Below are 14,564 nucleotides of genomic sequence, written 5' to 3' on the forward strand. Positions count from 1 at the left end.
AGAAAATTATGAGCACCCTAACAACTCAAGCTACGAATACCAATAATAAAAACAGTAGTAGCGACTTTAAAAAAATCCTTAGCACCATGAAAGGCCACCTGCTTTTCGGAACCTCACACATGCTACCTTTCATCGTAGCCGGTGGTGTTCTGTTGGCGTTAGCGGTCATGGCATCAGGCAAAGGTGCGGTTCCGGCCGACGGCTTGCTGGCAGACATCTCTAATATCGGTATCAAAGGCCTTGTTCTTTTCCCAATCATTCTTGGCGGCTTTATTGGTTACTCAATCGCAGACAAACCAGCACTTGCTCCTGCAATGATCTCTTCTGGCATCATGGCTGACATGGGCGGCGGCTTCCTTGGTTGTATCGTGGCTGGCTTTATTGCCGGTGGCGTAGTGCTTCAACTTAAGAAGATCCCACTTTCTACCAACATGACAGCATTAGGTGCATACTTCATCTACCCTCTTGTCGGTACGCTAATCTCTGCAGGTATTGTAATGTGGGGCATCGGTGAGCCAATCAAACTGTTCATGGCTTCAATGAACGAGTTCCTAGCTTCAATGGCTGGCGCATCTAAGATGGTTCTGGGCACAATCCTTGGTGGTATGACGGCGTTTGATATGGGCGGCCCTATCAACAAAGTAGCGACCCTATTTGCTCAAACTCAAGTAGACACACAACCGTGGCTAATGGGCGGCGTAGGCATCGCGATTTGTACACCACCTCTAGGCATGGCATTGGCAACGTTCCTATTCAAAAACAAGTTCTCTAAACAAGAGCAAGAAGCAGGTAAAGCTGCAGCAATCATGGGGTCTATCGGTATCTCTGAAGGCGCTATCCCGTTCGCAGCGAATGACCCAATGCGCGTACTTCCTTCAATCGTTGCCGGTGGTATCGTGGGTTGTGTGTTTGGCTTCATGACAGACGTTCTACTTCACGCACCTTGGGGCGGCCTAATCACTGCACCTGTATCAAGCAACATTCCAATGTACGTAGTAGGTATTGCACTTGGCTCGCTAACCACAGCGGTTATCGTTGGCTTCTGGAAACCAGTCGCAGTAGAAACAGAAGATGACATGGTTGAAGCAGCGCCAGTTCAAGCTCAAACAGCACCTGTAGCAGGCGAAGGCGAGTACGACATCGTAGCAGTAACATGTTGCCCTTCAGGTGTTGCACACACCTTCATGGCAGCGAAAGCACTGGAAAAAGCAGGTTTAGCCGCAGGCCTTAAGATTAAGGTAGAAACTCAAGGTCAAAACGGTATTCAGAACCGTATTACCGACCTAGATGTAGCGAACGCAAGACTGGTTATCTTAGCTCACGATATTCAAGTGAAAGACGCTCACCGCTTTGCGAACGCGAACGTAATTGAGTGTTCAACCAAGGAAGCAATGAAGAAAGCCGCGACTATGGTGGCTATCTAAAACCTGAAACAAGTTAAAAGATAAAATTACTACCCCCTAGTAACTAAAATCCCCATTCGTCTAGTCAACGAATGGGGATTTCTTATAGTTAGGCCAACAGCATCCTTCTCGATACAAGTCATCTGTATCTCTGTAGCCTAGATGAAAAAGTATTAAATTATGTTGTTGAACATGGTTCTATTTCAGAGGTGAGACTTTCTTTCAACTGTTTATATGGCATCGGGTAGCCCAAATAATAACCTTGGGCTTGTTCGCAATTTAACATTTTCAAAATTGACAGTTGTTGAGCATTTTCAACCCCTTCAGCCACTACACTAATGCCAAACCCTCGCGCTATATCAATAATACCAGACGTTATGGCTCTAGAACGATAATCATCTTCCAACCCATTGATGTAACTGCGATCGACTTTGATTTCATCTACATCCAATTTGCTAAATATACCAAAAGACGTGTAGCCAACACCAAAATCATCTATCGAAAAGGACACCCCTTGTTTTTTTAACTTCTGAACAGCGATCGCACACTGATCTATATCTTTCAAAATAGCGGTTTCAGTAATTTCAAGACAAAGTAAGCGAGCAAACTCGGGATCCTTTCGTAGATATTCATCCAGATGGTTCATGTCATCAACGCTATTTAGCTCTACCGCTGAAATATTGACCGAGACACTATTAAGCGCATTCCCTAGCAAGCCATTAGCCCTAAGTTGTGACGCAGTCTTCTCTAGAACTAACGTAGTCAAATCACGACAAAAATGATTCTCTTCTGCTAGCGCGACAAAGATATCCGGTGAAACGACACCATAGCGCTCATGCGTCCAACGAGACAACACCTCCACGCCAGCGACAAATTTACTTTCAATGTTGAATTTAGGCTGAAACACAATATCAATCGCTTTGTCATCAATCGCTTTACGTAATTCTTGCACCATTTCTTGTCGTTGACGTTCAAGCTCAGTGAGTTTTGGGTCATGAAATTCAATCGTGTCCTTGCTTTTCTTTGCTTCAGTTAAGGCGTGGGTTGCTGATGCCATGAGTTGCTTGGCATTATTCCCATCCGAGGGGAATAGAGCAGCGCCAATACAACAAGTGGCGTGGATATCATAACGATAAGCACACTGGTTAAATCTACGATGTACGAGAGCAATGTAGGATTCAATATCTTCCTTATCATCGAGTTTGACTAAACATGCGAAACCATCGGAATGTACCCGTGACGAAAGTGGTTGATGCTCAATAGGAAATTCAATAGATCGTGCAATGTCTTTTAAAAATGAATTTGTATTTTCGAATCCGATCTGGTCAGCGACAGATTTGAAGTTATCAATGTCTAATAAGAAGAGGACATAATGGTCAATGGCTTGAGAATTTTTCAGTCTTTTATTTAAATATCGATAAAAAACTGATGGGCTATGAAGCCCGGTGACACTATCAAGATCGTTGGCGCTCTCTAAATCGCGATTATTTTTCCGAACCATTACCCATAACAGAGCAGACGTTAGAATGATAAATACCAGACCTTTGACTGTCTGTGCTAAGGCATGTTCACGCAAGTCATTTGATAATGATTCAACCGCGAGATCAGAAAATAAAACCCATAAAGATGAAAGTATTAGGTAGCTGAATACTATGCTGGCCGGATATCTTTTTGTCTTGTTCATCGTTAGCTGCTATCTCTCAGTCTAATGTGTCATGACTTATATGTTATAAATTGCTCATAACGTAGCACCAACATAAATCGCAATCTACCGCTCGCGTTTTTATTTTTGACTTTTATTTACCGATTTTCGTCATCACTTTGCACGACGAAAGCCTTTTAGGGCTAAACATGCCAAAAATAATTTGTGTGGATGTTGGCTCTTAGTCAAACTAAGAGCTGCCGATCGCTTTTGTTGATGCCGGGTATGACTCTTCAATCACAATTGTATTTCGTCCTTTTAGCTTTGCTTGATAAAGCGCGCGATCGCACAGTCTTTCCACTTTTCCTTTTCTGATAGCAAGCTAATACCAAAACTAGACTTAATTGTTAGAGTTGGTTGTTGCTCAAGTTTGATCTTCTGAATTGCTGAGCGTAATTTCTCTGAAAGGGCTGCACACCAGTTACCTATGCTCCTGAAACAGTCGCTCACTATGGGTGTCTTCGCTTTCGACCTTGCCGTTGGTTAGTTCGATATCGACATTCTGACAAGGATTGGTTGATGGCCAGTCCACCAGCTGAATATCGAGCCTGATAAAAGGGTATTTTTGATAAAAAGATGGCAGGCGAGGTAACAGCCAGTTATGGCAAAAAGTGTGATTAACGCGCAGGCTCAACACGTCGGTTTCTTTTTCCCCGAACAAGATTTGAGTCTGCAATTTAAGGTGAGCAAGTGAGCCTGCCACAATCGGTTGATAGTGCTGGGCAGCTGACGTCAGCTTTACGCCTTTGGAGCTTCGCTCAAACAATGTGGTATCGAGAAAGGTTTCTAAACTTTTAAGCTGCTGACTCACCGCAGCTTGGGTAACACAAAGCTCGCGCGCAGCAGCGCCAATAGAACCGAGGCGGGCAACAGCTTCGAACGCAACAAGGGCACGTAGAGGGGGTAACATGGCTTCACCTGATTGAAATAAAAGTGAAAAATACTTCAATCAGGTTTCAGTTTTTTGCGCTTACCGTTACAGATTAATGACGAAGGGACGTTGATCAGATATTTATGATCAACGTCCCTTTTCTTTATTTCATGTTCTTAGCGGTGTGTCGCCGCGTGAATCAAACGCAATTACTCTTTGATGTAGAGATCCTTAGAATAGATACGCCCTTCCACGTTGTTCTTTGCAAAGCCGCCAACACTTGGTCGCACTAGACGAGCCTGCATGTAGTAATAGATGGGTGCGATAGGCATATCTTCAGCCAGTAACTGCTCCGCTTGATTATAGAATCCTTGGCGATCTTGCTCGTTGGTTGATGACAATGCGCTGTCCATTGCAACGTCGTACTTGTCATTGTTATAACGCGCAAAGTTACCCGAAGACTCAGAGCGCAATAAGCTCAAGAAGGTTGACGCTTCATTGTAGTCACCACACCAAGAGGCGCGCATCACATCAAAATCACCTTGGCGACGTGATACTAGGTAAGATTTCCACTCTTGATTTTCCAGCTCAACTTGCGCGCCTAAATTGCCTTTCAGCATGGAAGCGATAGCCACTGCAATCGACTTATTCGACTCACTGGTGTTATAAAGCAATTTGAAATCCAATGGATTAGCCGCATCGTAGCCCGCTTCTTTCAACAGCTCTTTCGCCTTTTGGTCGCGCTCCTTTTGAGTCCATGTGCTGTATTCAGGCTGAGTCGCATCAAAGCCTGCCGTGTATTCATGAGCAAAGGTATAAGCCGGCAAGTTACCCACCTGAGTGACACCATTGGTGATGACATCACGCATCATCGAATAAGACACCGCTTTACGTACTCGCGCGTCATCGAATGGAGGTCGCGTGGTATTGAACGCGTAGTAGTAAGTACACAGCAGAGGAACCGCGGTAAACGCATCTTGGTATTTGGTTTTGAGCTGCTGCGCCATGTGTGTCGGCACATCAGACGTGATATCGACCTCGCCCACTGCATAACGGTTAATCGAAGCATTTTGGTTTTCGAACGGAATGTAAGTCACTTGGGTTAGATTGGTATCTGAGCTGTCCCAGTAGTTAGGGTTCTTCTTCAGTTCAATACGTTCGTTAACCACCCACTCGTCCAACACAAACGCGCCATTACCGACAAACTGCTTAGGGTCACTCCAAGGCTTATCGCTGTTTTCTAGCGTTGCCTTATGAACGGGCATCATGGAGGTGTGACCTGTCATCGCAACAAAGTACGGCACTTTGCTATCAAGCTCGAACTTCACCGTGTGCTTATCGACGGCCGAAATACCGAGCTCTTCAACGGGTTTCTTACCTTCTGCTACGTCAGCAATGTTGTTGATCTTGGTGAGCTTGAGATACCACACGTTTGGCGAAGCGAGTTTCGGGTCGACCGCGCGTCTTAACGCATACACGAAATCATCGGCCGTCACCGGATCGCCATTCGACCATTTCGCGTCTTTACGCAGGTGGAATACAAACGTCTGGTTGTCTTCGGTTTCCCAAGATTCCGCGACACCTGGAGTGATATTGCCATCGCGATCTTGGATCACTAAACCCTCAAATAGGTCACGTAGGATGTGCATTTCTGGCAGGCCTTCTGCTTTCGCAGGATCAAGCGTCGCCGCTTCTGCATCGTTCGCGCGAACTAAATGCTGGTCTTTTGCCAGTGAAACACCAGCAGGTAAGGTTTCAGCAACGGCAGTTACTGATATAAAAGGGGTCAATAGAGATGAAATGAGTAAAGCCGTTGAATGTTTTTTAAAATCCATGTTTGTTTGCTCTCCTAGCCTATCTTTGAAGCAAGTAATAAAATTAACAATGCGACGGTTGACGAGTTTTGACGCTATGGTTTATTTAAAGGGGTTCATCTAATGGACTTAGTTAATGACTAATATAGCCAATAGTGAATACTTGATAGTACTTGATCAATCAGGAGATTAAGGTGAGTTTAATTCCAAGAACAGAAAGAGCTGCATTTTCAATAAAGCCGCTAACATATGGAAAGTCAGTATTGGGCGCACCCTTGCTCTATTTCCCCGCGCAAGTAGAAAGCGAATCTCGCGGGCTGATCTTAGCAGGCACGCACGGTGACGAAACCGCTTCTATCGCAGGTTTGTCTTGTGCACTAAGAAGTTTGCCAGCCGCCAACTTGCGACACGATGTGATTCTGTCTATGAACCCAGATGGCAATCAATTAGGAACACGTGCCAACGCAAACCAAGTCGACCTAAACCGTGCCTTCCCAACTCAAAATTGGACAGCAAACGGCACTGTCTATCGCTGGAGCTCCCACACACCAGTCAGAGATGTAAAAGTGAAAACCGGCCAAGCCGAACAACTTGAACCTGAAGTGCAGTCCCTCATCACACTCATTGAACAGCGTAAGCCAAAATTCGTCATCTCTTTCCACGAACCTCTCGCCATGGTCGATGACCCAACCCAATCGGAGCTTGCCACTTGGCTAAGCAAACAATTCAACCTACCGCTCGTTGAAGACGTGGATTACGAAACCCCAGGCTCATTCGGCACATGGTGTCAGGAAAGAAACCTGCCATGCATTACCGTAGAACTTCCGCCAGTTTCTGCGGATTTAACTATAGAGAAGTATTTGGATGCGTTTGTGGCAGTGTTGGGGTGTGAGGGAAATTAGTCTGGAGTAGGCTACATATACACATGCGAACAGTAATTCATCCTAATTACTAGTGAATCATATATTCCGTCTACTGAATCAATCCCATTCATAATCTATGCCGAATTCTTCCTTTGCATCATTTCAACTTATCTTTAGAGAAAGGCAATCGACATGATTAGCGCGATGAAAACTTCACTATCAATGAACTTCGGGGCTCGTCGCTATGAATCTAACTCGTTATAAAAAATCATGACAAGTGTCTGGACAAAAACGTTCCAAGAAAATGATCCTAAAACAGCACTATTTCTAAATTAATATTTATCGTTAGAGGTGATGACGATTGGGGTTTACACGCAAGTTACTACAAGTAGTGTAATAAAGGCTCCAGCAAAGCACTAGAGCCTTAAATACCATTAGAAATTGAATCTAATTAGTAGCCTCAAGCTCTTTCTCTGCAACCGACAGCATCTCAAACTCTTCCTCAGCGGTCGATGCGACCAATTTATTACGGCTATATAGGCCATAATAAGCACCACCAATCACAAAGAGTCCCATAGTCATAAAGAATGCAGATGGGTCAAAAGCATAAACACCCGTCATTGCAATAAGCGACAGCACTAGTGAAGTGCCGGAAGTCAGCATGCCACCCGGTGTTTTGTATGGACGGTGAAGCTCTGGTTGCTTGATACGCAACAATATATGACTAAGCGACATTAATGCATAAGACACTGTCGCCCCCACTACCGCCATCGCCAAGATCAGGTCGCCTTCTCCGGTCAATGACACAGCAAAACCAAACACACCCGGCACCACTAAAGCACGAGCAGGCACTTTGTTTTTGTTTGTAAGCGACAAGCTTTGAGGCAAGTAACCCGCACGAGACAATGCAAACACTAAGCGGCTATAACCGTAGATAATCGAGAAGAATGAAGCAATAAGTCCTGCAAGTCCTAGTATATTAACAGCCGTTGCAACGGTTGGATTACCGGTCAACTTCAAGGCATCGACTAGAGGAACGGCACTATTCGCAATCGCTTCAGAACCCACAGCGCCCGCAAGCAGCAGAACGACTAAGGTAGCGGTGACCAGTAAGAATAACATTGCGCCGATAATACCTTTGGGTACATCCTTGGCCGGGTTTTTCGCCTCTTCAGCAGCCAATGGAACCCCTTCTACCGCAAGAAAAAGCCACATTGCAAACGGTAGTGCCGCCCATACACCATACCAACCAAAAGGAAGTAGTTCTGTGGCTTGTGCGGTTGCCGGAGCGATATCAAACAGATTATTAGCATCAAACTCACTAACCAATACGCCTGCTGTCATAAGAATTGCTAGTACGGCTAACCCACTGATGACCATCATGACTTTCAGAGCTTCTCCTACCCCTGCCATATGAATACCAATAAAGATGGCATAAAAGATCGCGTAAACAAGAGGACCATCGATACCCATTAGTTCATTCACCGCTGAGCCAATAAAAATGACAATCGCGGCAGGTGCAAGGGCATACTCAATTAAGACGGATAAGCCGGTAAAAAATCCCCCCGTTGGTCCCATGGCTTGTCGAGCAAAACTATAGCCACCTCCTGCAGCGGGAATAGCCGCAGACATCTCCGCCAAAGAAAGGACAAGGGTAAAGTACATCACCGCCATAGCAATTGCAGCAATAAGAAAGCCTCCCCAGCCAGCTTGACCGATACCAAAGTTCCAGCCTGCAAAGTCACCAGAGATCACGTATGAAACGCCTAACCCTGCTAGCAAAATCCACCCAGCAGTGCCCCTTTTAAGTTGTCTTTGCGCCAAATATTCCTGATGTTCTGACATTGTAAATCCCTCTATTTTTGTCTTTTATCCAATTAAAAAATTGCCTGTGTGCTTGTCTTCTAACTGCTCACCACCTTCTTCCTCGATACTCGAACGGTCTTTAAGGTTGACTCCTGAAAGCTCTAGCCGACGAGCTTCCTTCAATAGGTATACCGCTCGCTTACACGCATCTTCATAAGCCAACCCCTGTGGGCGAATATTAGAAATGCAGTTCCTATCAGAGTCTTTTGTTCCTCTTCTCGCCTGCCAAGTCAGGTACATACCCATGCTATCTGGAGAGGTCAGTCCCGGGCGCTCACCAATCAAAACCACCACCATCTTGGCTTGTAAGCACTCGCAAACATCATCTCCTATTGCCACTCGGCCCTGCCTCACAACAGTAATAGGAGCAACATGCCACGGCACTTCGTCTTCCCCTAATAAAGAAAGCAGATGCTCAATGACTGGATTTGCATGATTTTGAATGGCAATTGAAGACAAGCCATCAGCCACTACTATCGCGAGATCAAACGGGGGAGACTCTGAATGAAGAACGGCTTGCAACTGATTCCAACAGACGTCATCAAGCTCACGACCAAGATCCGGCCTTTGCAAATACATGAATCTGTCTGTCGCTTTGCTGTGCGCCTTAATTGGTGCCTGAGAAGTGTGTTGAATGACCGAGTTTGATTGAGCGATGAGCTCAACCAATGAATCCACATCTAAAGCACAATGAACGGCATCCATCGCCTGTGCATGGTCGAGTTGAAATGAAAGCAACTCTTTAGTTGGAACGCTATTTCCACTTCGACCCAGTGCAATACGTGCCGATGTAAAACCTTTAAGCTCGTGCCAAGGGTTTTGAGTTACCAACTTAGAAGCAGAATGTTTTGCCATAGAGACCACCTTACCCATGTGCGGGGCCTCCATTAAGTTGTGCTAGAGCGCCAGCAAATGAGCCGGAGAGTCGTTCATTTAGGCGCACATCTTTTACATCATCAAAAATCTGCATCTGAGTTAGCCACTCCTCAAACTCCGGCGCAGGTTTTAAACCCAACACCTTGCGTGCATAAAGTGCATCATGAAACGAGGTTGTTTGATAATTGAGCATGATGTCATCGGAACCCGGAATCCCCATAATGAACGAGCACTCAGCGACACCGAGCAATGTCAGTAAGTTATCCATATCATTTTGATCGGCATAGGCATGGTTGGTATAGCAGATATCACACCCCATCGGCAGGCCAAGCAATTTGCCACAAAAATGGTCCTCAAGCCCTGCTCGAATAATCTGTTTTCCATCAAAGAGATATTCAGGGCCGATAAAGCCGACCACGGTATTAACCAACAATGGATTAAAATGACGCGCTACGGCATAAGCCCGTGTCTCACAAGTTTGTTGGTCCACACCATGAAAAGCATTGGCAGAGAGAGATGTTCCTTGCCCTGTCTCAAAGTACATGACGTTACTTCCAACGGTGCCTCGGTTCAGCGAAAGCGCCGCTTCGTTTGCTTCTTTAAGGATCGAAAGGTTAATACCAAAGGTGTCGTTCGTACCTTGAGTGCCACCAATAGATTGAAAGACGAGATCCACCGGAGCGCCCATCTCAATCGCTTCAATCGTGTTGGTAACATGGGTTAATACGCAAGATTGGGTCGGGATCTGGTAGTGTTGAATGACCTCTTCCATCAGATTCATCAACTTAATTGCCTGTGGTACATTATCTGTTGCGGGATTAATGCCGATCACAGCATCACCATTGCCATACATCAAACCATCAAAAATACTGGCTGCAATGCCATTGAGAGAATCGGTTGGATGATTGGGCTGTAAACGGGTGGATAAACGACTAGGCAAGCCAATGGTGTTACGAAACGCAGTCACTACCCGACATTTTTTGGCGACTTGGATCAAATCCTGATTACGCATGATCTTACTCACTGCAGCCACCATTTCTGGAGTTAAACCAGGACGCAGCTTTGCAAGCGTGAGACTATCGGCTTCATCACTTAGCAGCCAGTTCCGAAAGTCTCCCACTGTAAGGTGATCAATCGCTTTAAACGCCTCTCTATCATGGCTATCAATGATTAAACGAGTAACTTCATCACTTTCATAAGGGATCACCGCTTCATTTAAAAACGTCTTTAGGGGCAAGTCTGCCAGTGTCATCTGAGCTACAACACGCTCTGCAGCAGAAGTCGCAGATACACCAGCCAAAACATCCCCTGAACGCTCTGGCGTAGCCTTTGCCATCAGATCTGCTAACGACTCAAAGTTAAAAACCAGGTGCCCTTGTTGTCGGCGATAAGCTGCTGTCATAAATTCCCTCTTCATAAACTGGTTCAGTTCTTGCTCAATAACCTTTTGTATATATGAGTAATTAAGCGATTTTTGAACCGAATGAATATCAAGAATCGGCAAACATAAAAAAGCATTAATAAACATAAACTTAAAGACACACTGTACTAATATGGGTCACATGGGTAGGTCATGGAATGATGAGAAAGGATGAAGAATTGATGCGTTATGCACCTAATTTGTGCACATTCAACACATTTGATGCAAATCAGCAGGCAGCCAGCCTCTTTAACTGGCAGCAAGAATATGACCAACTGAGTCAAGGAAGTTTTCTAGGTCAGATCCGTGAACGAAAATTTTCTCACGTGCACCTATTTCGAGAAGACAGCAACCGAAAACTCAAGCAGCAATGTCGTATTAATGAAGGGATTTGGTTAGGGATCAGTGCTAACGATAGACCTTTACACATCAATTACGCACAAGGTAATCCTGATAGTATTTTGATCCGTGAGGCTGGAGCGGATTTTGAGCTACTTACGCCAGAAACCTTTTCTATTTATGGGTTAGTCATAAGCCCTTCACTGGTTGAAATGATTCAGCAACAGCTAGAGATTGAATCATTAAACAGCAAGAGCCACTTTCTTGGTTGCTCTCAACACTACACCCAACAAATAAAAGCTTACTTGAGCTTACTACTCTCCCCGAGTCAATCTCGCTGGTCTTTTCAAACTCATCAATCCATTGTTCAAGATATGTTGGTCGAATTGTTCGCTCAATCGTCTAATCAAAATATGCAAAAAACCAATGCCTCACAGCGTGAGAACACAATGCGTCGAATTAGGCAGTACCTAGATAACTCGCAGTACCGTAAACCCGTCACCGTGTCTGAACTGTGCGATGCGGTTTATGTCAGTCGCCGTACGCTGCAATACACCTTTGAGTCCTGTTGTGGCATATCACCAAAACAATTTATACAAAATGTACGTCTCAACCAGGTACGGCGCATTCTGCAAAATCCGAGCGAACAACGGTGCATCAATGAAATCGCCTTTGACTTTGGTTTTTTTCATCTGGGATATTTTTGCCAAAGCTACAAGCAGTTGTTTGGTGAGTCGCCCATGCAAACACGTTCTAATGTCTAAAACCCAAAAAGTGTCGAGGGACAACTTAAAAAAATGTAGTTAGACGATATGAAAGACGAATAGATTAGTTGACTATCCTGCCTCAAGATCACAACGCATGAACTTCACTTCAAGTGCCTGCCGCCATCAAGGTGCAAAGTCCTTCCTGTCATATAGTGACTAGCCAAAACAAACTTAATGCCATCTATCACTTCTTCAAAGCCTGCCTCTGCGGGAATCAGTGCTTTTTTCAGAGCTTTGGTTTTGTACGCCTCGTCATCATGTTCATTGAATTTTATCATGGCAGGAGAGACAGTATTGACTTTCACCTTGGGAGCCAACATCGCTGAGAACGACAGCGTCAAGTTGTTGAGTGCGGCTTTACTGGCCGCGTAAGCGATGTGTTTTTTACTGCCTTTTTCCGCAACGTAATCACTGATGTGGATGATGTCCGACGTTTTATCGCCAGACATTAGTTGGTCTTTGAGCATTAAATTAACCAGATAAGGCACGGTGGCGTGAATCGTCATCATCTGGTGCATGATTTGTGATGCATTTTCACTGGGGTTTGTCTTGTTCTCAGGCTTCCAGTCGGAAGCGTTATGTATGATGGCACGAAGTGTCTTATATTCTTGACCAACGTAATGAAGAAAGCCCTCTAGGCTGCTTTGTTGATAAAAGTCTACCTGTTGTAAGTCGGCTCCACTGTCGCGCAGTATTTTCAGCTGGGGATAGTCGCTTCGGTAAGTGCCAACGACTTTGTATCCGTCAGATATAAGTTGCTGCGCCAGAGCGAATCCTAAACGCTTCCCCACTCCAGTTATTAGAATCGTTTCACTCATCGTAAAAACTCAGCTCTAGTTTGAGGGTTAGTTTTGAAACTGCCACCAAGCGCGGTTGTGGTGGTTTCAGAGTTAGCGTCCATAACGCCTCTCGATTTAACGCAGTAGTGAGTTGCTTTAATCGTCACAGCCACATTTTCTGTTTCAACCAGAGCCTGTATCGCGACCAGGATTTGTTGAGTAAGGCGTTCTTGAACCTGCGGACGCTGAGCAAAGAATCGAACAATACGGTTTATTTTAGATAGCCCAAGAATCTTGGATTCTGGGATATAAGCCACTTGTGCTAAACCATCGATGGTGATGAAGTGATGTTCGCACGTCGAAGTTAAATCTATATCCGATACCTTAACCATTTCATCAACTGACATTTTGTTGTCGATAACACTAATTTTGGGGAAGTTATTGTAGTCGAGCCCTGAAAATATCTCGTGAACGTACATCTTTGCAATGCGATGAGGTGTTTCAGCGAGACTGTCATCGGTTAAATCCAGCCCGAGCGTACTGACAACTTCCGTCAAAAGCCCTTTGATGCGGTTGTACTTCTGGTCGGGGTTCATTTCGCTCGATGTCATCGGGGTTTCTAGTCCCTTTTCGAGCAAAGCTTCTCTTACTTTTTCAGCTTCTGTGGTTAGCATTGAGTCGCTCCTTATGAGTTAATCTTCAAGTTCTGCTTCATAGCTCAGGGTGAGCGAGACGGAATCGGCGAAACGTAGAGCATGAGGCTTGTCAATTCTCACCTGAGCGTATCGGACCCATGAATGGTCGATACAAATACCGAGTACGTCGCTGGTTAACTTTTCTAAAAGCAGAAACCGTCCAGATTCAACATGTTCAATAATTTTTTTGCAGATATTTTTGTAGTTAAGTGCGTTCTCCACATCATCAGAGAGGCAAAGGTTGTTCGCGGGATAATGGATCTCCGCATTTATGACGATGTCTTGCTGCTTGGTTTTTTCTTCTTCGTTGAAGCCGATGAAGGTTCTTAATCTGAGATTTGTGATGGTGATAATCGCATTGTGATTCATAACAGTTTCCGATCCTTAGAAGGTAGAGTGAGTTACGTGCCTATTAGAGGAAAAGATCAATAAAGCTCAAGCGTTCTGTTTAAAGCAGTTACAGGGACTAAGTGAAGCTGACCTCGAACGGTATAAGTTCGGTTTTCTGACTCAGCTGATCGAAGTTGTTCCAGAGATGCTGAAAAGAGATATCTAGAGTGGGATGACGTTCTTGCGCGGCAACATCAACTAACGGTCGAAGCACAAAAGCGTACTCGGTGATTTCACCTCGAGGCAGCTCTACTCCATCAATAATGCCTACTTCGTTACCGTAAAGAAGGATATCGATATCCATCGTGCGCGAGGCATATTCTTTAGTTTCTCGCTTGCGGTCATTTTCTAATTCGATTTTATGCAGAACCTTAGCCAGTTCAGCGATAGAAAGGTCACATTCAAACCCTGCGACTAGGTTTAGGAAGTTGTCCCCTTCAAAACCAACAGGCTCACAATCGTAGAAATTAGAAATGTTCAGAGGTGCAAAGTGACTATTCAACGCTTTGAGAGATTCTGTGATGTGATGTTCGCGGTTAATGTTGCTTCCGATGCTGACATAAACGGTGGCCATAATTTTTTCTCCCTTTTAATCGGCCTCTTACGTTGTAAGTCGCTAGGAAGATCAGCTATGGATCCGTTTGATGTAGGGAGGGTAAAAGAAAATCTCCCGACAACTCATATAGAGTTCGGTTCTGAGTCGGAAAGGAGGACTTTCGAACTAGGAAGTACCACGGGTAAAAATTCAGCTTATGAAGGTTCTGTCGAGTAGACGACAC

The 14,564-nt window shown here is 44.9% G+C and carries 12 protein-coding genes and 2 pseudogenes; 3 read left to right on the forward strand and 11 right to left on the reverse strand.

Annotation, left to right across the window (positions count from 1 at the left end; translation table 11 throughout):
- The first annotated feature begins 8 nt into the window (after window positions 1–8).
- Complete coding sequence (locus AB4507_RS14600) at window positions 9–1,424, forward strand: fructose-specific PTS transporter subunit EIIC (RefSeq protein ID WP_372103441.1); 1,416 nt, start codon at window positions 9–11, stop codon at window positions 1,422–1,424.
- Window positions 1,425–1,581: 157 nt separating this feature from the next.
- Here AB4507_RS14600 and AB4507_RS14605 read toward each other — a convergent pair whose 3' ends face one another.
- The 4 genes and pseudogenes from AB4507_RS14605 to AB4507_RS14620 form a co-directional block, all read right to left on the reverse strand.
- Window positions 1,582–3,087: a putative bifunctional diguanylate cyclase/phosphodiesterase gene (locus AB4507_RS14605; protein WP_372056327.1), complete on the reverse strand. Its 1,506-nt coding sequence runs from the start codon at window positions 3,085–3,087 to the stop codon at window positions 1,582–1,584.
- Window positions 3,088–3,295: 208 nt separating this feature from the next.
- Window positions 3,296–3,519: pseudogene (locus AB4507_RS14610) on the reverse strand (GGDEF domain-containing protein); the annotation flags it as partial.
- 10 nt (window positions 3,520–3,529) lie between these two features.
- Window positions 3,530–4,015 (reverse strand): annotated as a pseudogene (locus tag AB4507_RS14615) (LysR family transcriptional regulator); the annotation flags it as partial.
- A 170-nt stretch (window positions 4,016–4,185) separates the two neighbouring features.
- Window positions 4,186–5,811 (reverse strand): ABC transporter substrate-binding protein, encoded by a 1,626-nt coding sequence (locus tag AB4507_RS14620; RefSeq protein WP_372103438.1) that lies wholly within the window; start codon window positions 5,809–5,811, stop codon window positions 4,186–4,188.
- Window positions 5,812–5,984: 173 nt separating this feature from the next.
- On the opposite strand from AB4507_RS14620, the gene mpaA reads away from it, so the two are divergent.
- On the forward strand, window positions 5,985–6,692 hold the full coding sequence (gene mpaA, locus AB4507_RS14625) for a murein tripeptide amidase MpaA (RefSeq protein ID WP_372103435.1): 708 nt from the start codon (window positions 5,985–5,987) through the stop codon (window positions 6,690–6,692).
- A 408-nt stretch (window positions 6,693–7,100) separates the two neighbouring features.
- Here the strand turns inward: mpaA and eat are convergent, their stop codons facing one another.
- From eat to AB4507_RS14640, 3 genes are read right to left on the reverse strand one after another with little or no spacing between them, the layout of a single operon-like run.
- Window positions 7,101–8,498 (reverse strand): ethanolamine permease, encoded by a 1,398-nt coding sequence (eat, locus tag AB4507_RS14630; protein WP_017061647.1) that lies wholly within the window; start codon window positions 8,496–8,498, stop codon window positions 7,101–7,103.
- Window positions 8,499–8,522: 24 nt separating this feature from the next.
- Window positions 8,523–9,392 (reverse strand): ethanolamine ammonia-lyase subunit EutC, encoded by an 870-nt coding sequence (gene eutC, locus AB4507_RS14635; protein ID WP_136974151.1) that lies wholly within the window; start codon window positions 9,390–9,392, stop codon window positions 8,523–8,525.
- Window positions 9,385–10,797, reverse strand: coding sequence for an ethanolamine ammonia-lyase subunit EutB (locus tag AB4507_RS14640; protein WP_017061645.1), 1,413 nt, complete (start codon window positions 10,795–10,797; stop codon window positions 9,385–9,387). Before AB4507_RS14640 ends, eutC begins: the two co-directional genes overlap by 8 nt.
- A 200-nt stretch (window positions 10,798–10,997) precedes the next feature.
- Between AB4507_RS14640 and AB4507_RS14645 the strand changes: the two genes are divergently transcribed.
- A complete protein-coding gene (locus tag AB4507_RS14645; RefSeq protein ID WP_017061644.1) occupies window positions 10,998–11,918 on the forward strand; it encodes a helix-turn-helix domain-containing protein in 921 nt (306 codons plus the stop codon).
- A gap of 104 nt (window positions 11,919–12,022) precedes the next feature.
- Here AB4507_RS14645 and folM read toward each other — a convergent pair whose 3' ends face one another.
- The 4 genes from folM to folK form a co-directional block, all read right to left on the reverse strand.
- On the reverse strand, window positions 12,023–12,739 hold the full coding sequence (folM, locus tag AB4507_RS14650; protein WP_372056321.1) for a dihydromonapterin reductase: 717 nt from the start codon (window positions 12,737–12,739) through the stop codon (window positions 12,023–12,025).
- Window positions 12,736–13,374, reverse strand: a complete 639-nt coding sequence (gene folE / locus AB4507_RS14655) for a GTP cyclohydrolase I FolE (protein ID WP_048611743.1) — start codon at window positions 13,372–13,374, stop codon at window positions 12,736–12,738. The genes folM and folE overlap by 4 nt, the downstream gene beginning before the upstream one ends.
- A gap of 18 nt (window positions 13,375–13,392) precedes the next feature.
- Complete coding sequence (folX, locus tag AB4507_RS14660; protein ID WP_017067658.1) at window positions 13,393–13,764, reverse strand: dihydroneopterin triphosphate 2'-epimerase; 372 nt, start codon at window positions 13,762–13,764, stop codon at window positions 13,393–13,395.
- A 97-nt stretch (window positions 13,765–13,861) separates the two neighbouring features.
- Entirely contained in the window at window positions 13,862–14,359 is a 498-nt protein-coding gene (gene folK / locus AB4507_RS14665; RefSeq protein WP_372182877.1) for a 2-amino-4-hydroxy-6-hydroxymethyldihydropteridine diphosphokinase, read from the reverse strand.
- Between the last annotated feature and the right edge of the window lie 205 nt (window positions 14,360–14,564).

Source organism: Vibrio sp. 10N.222.54.A3 (genome assembly GCF_041474095.1).
GTDB lineage: Bacteria > Pseudomonadota > Gammaproteobacteria > Enterobacterales > Vibrionaceae > Vibrio > Vibrio crassostreae_C.

Bases quoted from the DNA above. Each gene is read 5' to 3' on its own strand.
- AB4507_RS14600 (WP_372103441.1), top strand. From the start codon at position 9: ATGAGCACCCTAACAACTCAAGCTACGAATACCAATAATAAAAACAGT.
- AB4507_RS14605 (WP_372056327.1), bottom strand. From the start codon at position 3,087: ATGAACAAGACAAAAAGATATCCGGCCAGCATAGTATTCAGCTACCTA.
- AB4507_RS14620 (WP_372103438.1), bottom strand. From the start codon at position 5,811: ATGGATTTTAAAAAACATTCAACGGCTTTACTCATTTCATCTCTATTG.
- eat (WP_017061647.1), bottom strand. From the start codon at position 8,498: ATGTCAGAACATCAGGAATATTTGGCGCAAAGACAACTTAAAAGGGGC.
- eutC (WP_136974151.1), bottom strand. From the start codon at position 9,392: ATGGGTAAGGTGGTCTCTATGGCAAAACATTCTGCTTCTAAGTTGGTA.
- AB4507_RS14640 (WP_017061645.1), bottom strand. From the start codon at position 10,797: ATGACAGCAGCTTATCGCCGACAACAAGGGCACCTGGTTTTTAACTTT.
- AB4507_RS14645 (WP_017061644.1), top strand. From the start codon at position 10,998: ATGCGTTATGCACCTAATTTGTGCACATTCAACACATTTGATGCAAAT.
- folM (WP_372056321.1), bottom strand. From the start codon at position 12,739: ATGAGTGAAACGATTCTAATAACTGGAGTGGGGAAGCGTTTAGGATTC.
- folE (WP_048611743.1), bottom strand. From the start codon at position 13,374: ATGCTAACCACAGAAGCTGAAAAAGTAAGAGAAGCTTTGCTCGAAAAG.
- folX (WP_017067658.1), bottom strand. From the start codon at position 13,764: ATGAATCACAATGCGATTATCACCATCACAAATCTCAGATTAAGAACC.
- folK (WP_372182877.1), bottom strand. From the start codon at position 14,359: ATGGCCACCGTTTATGTCAGCATCGGAAGCAACATTAACCGCGAACAT.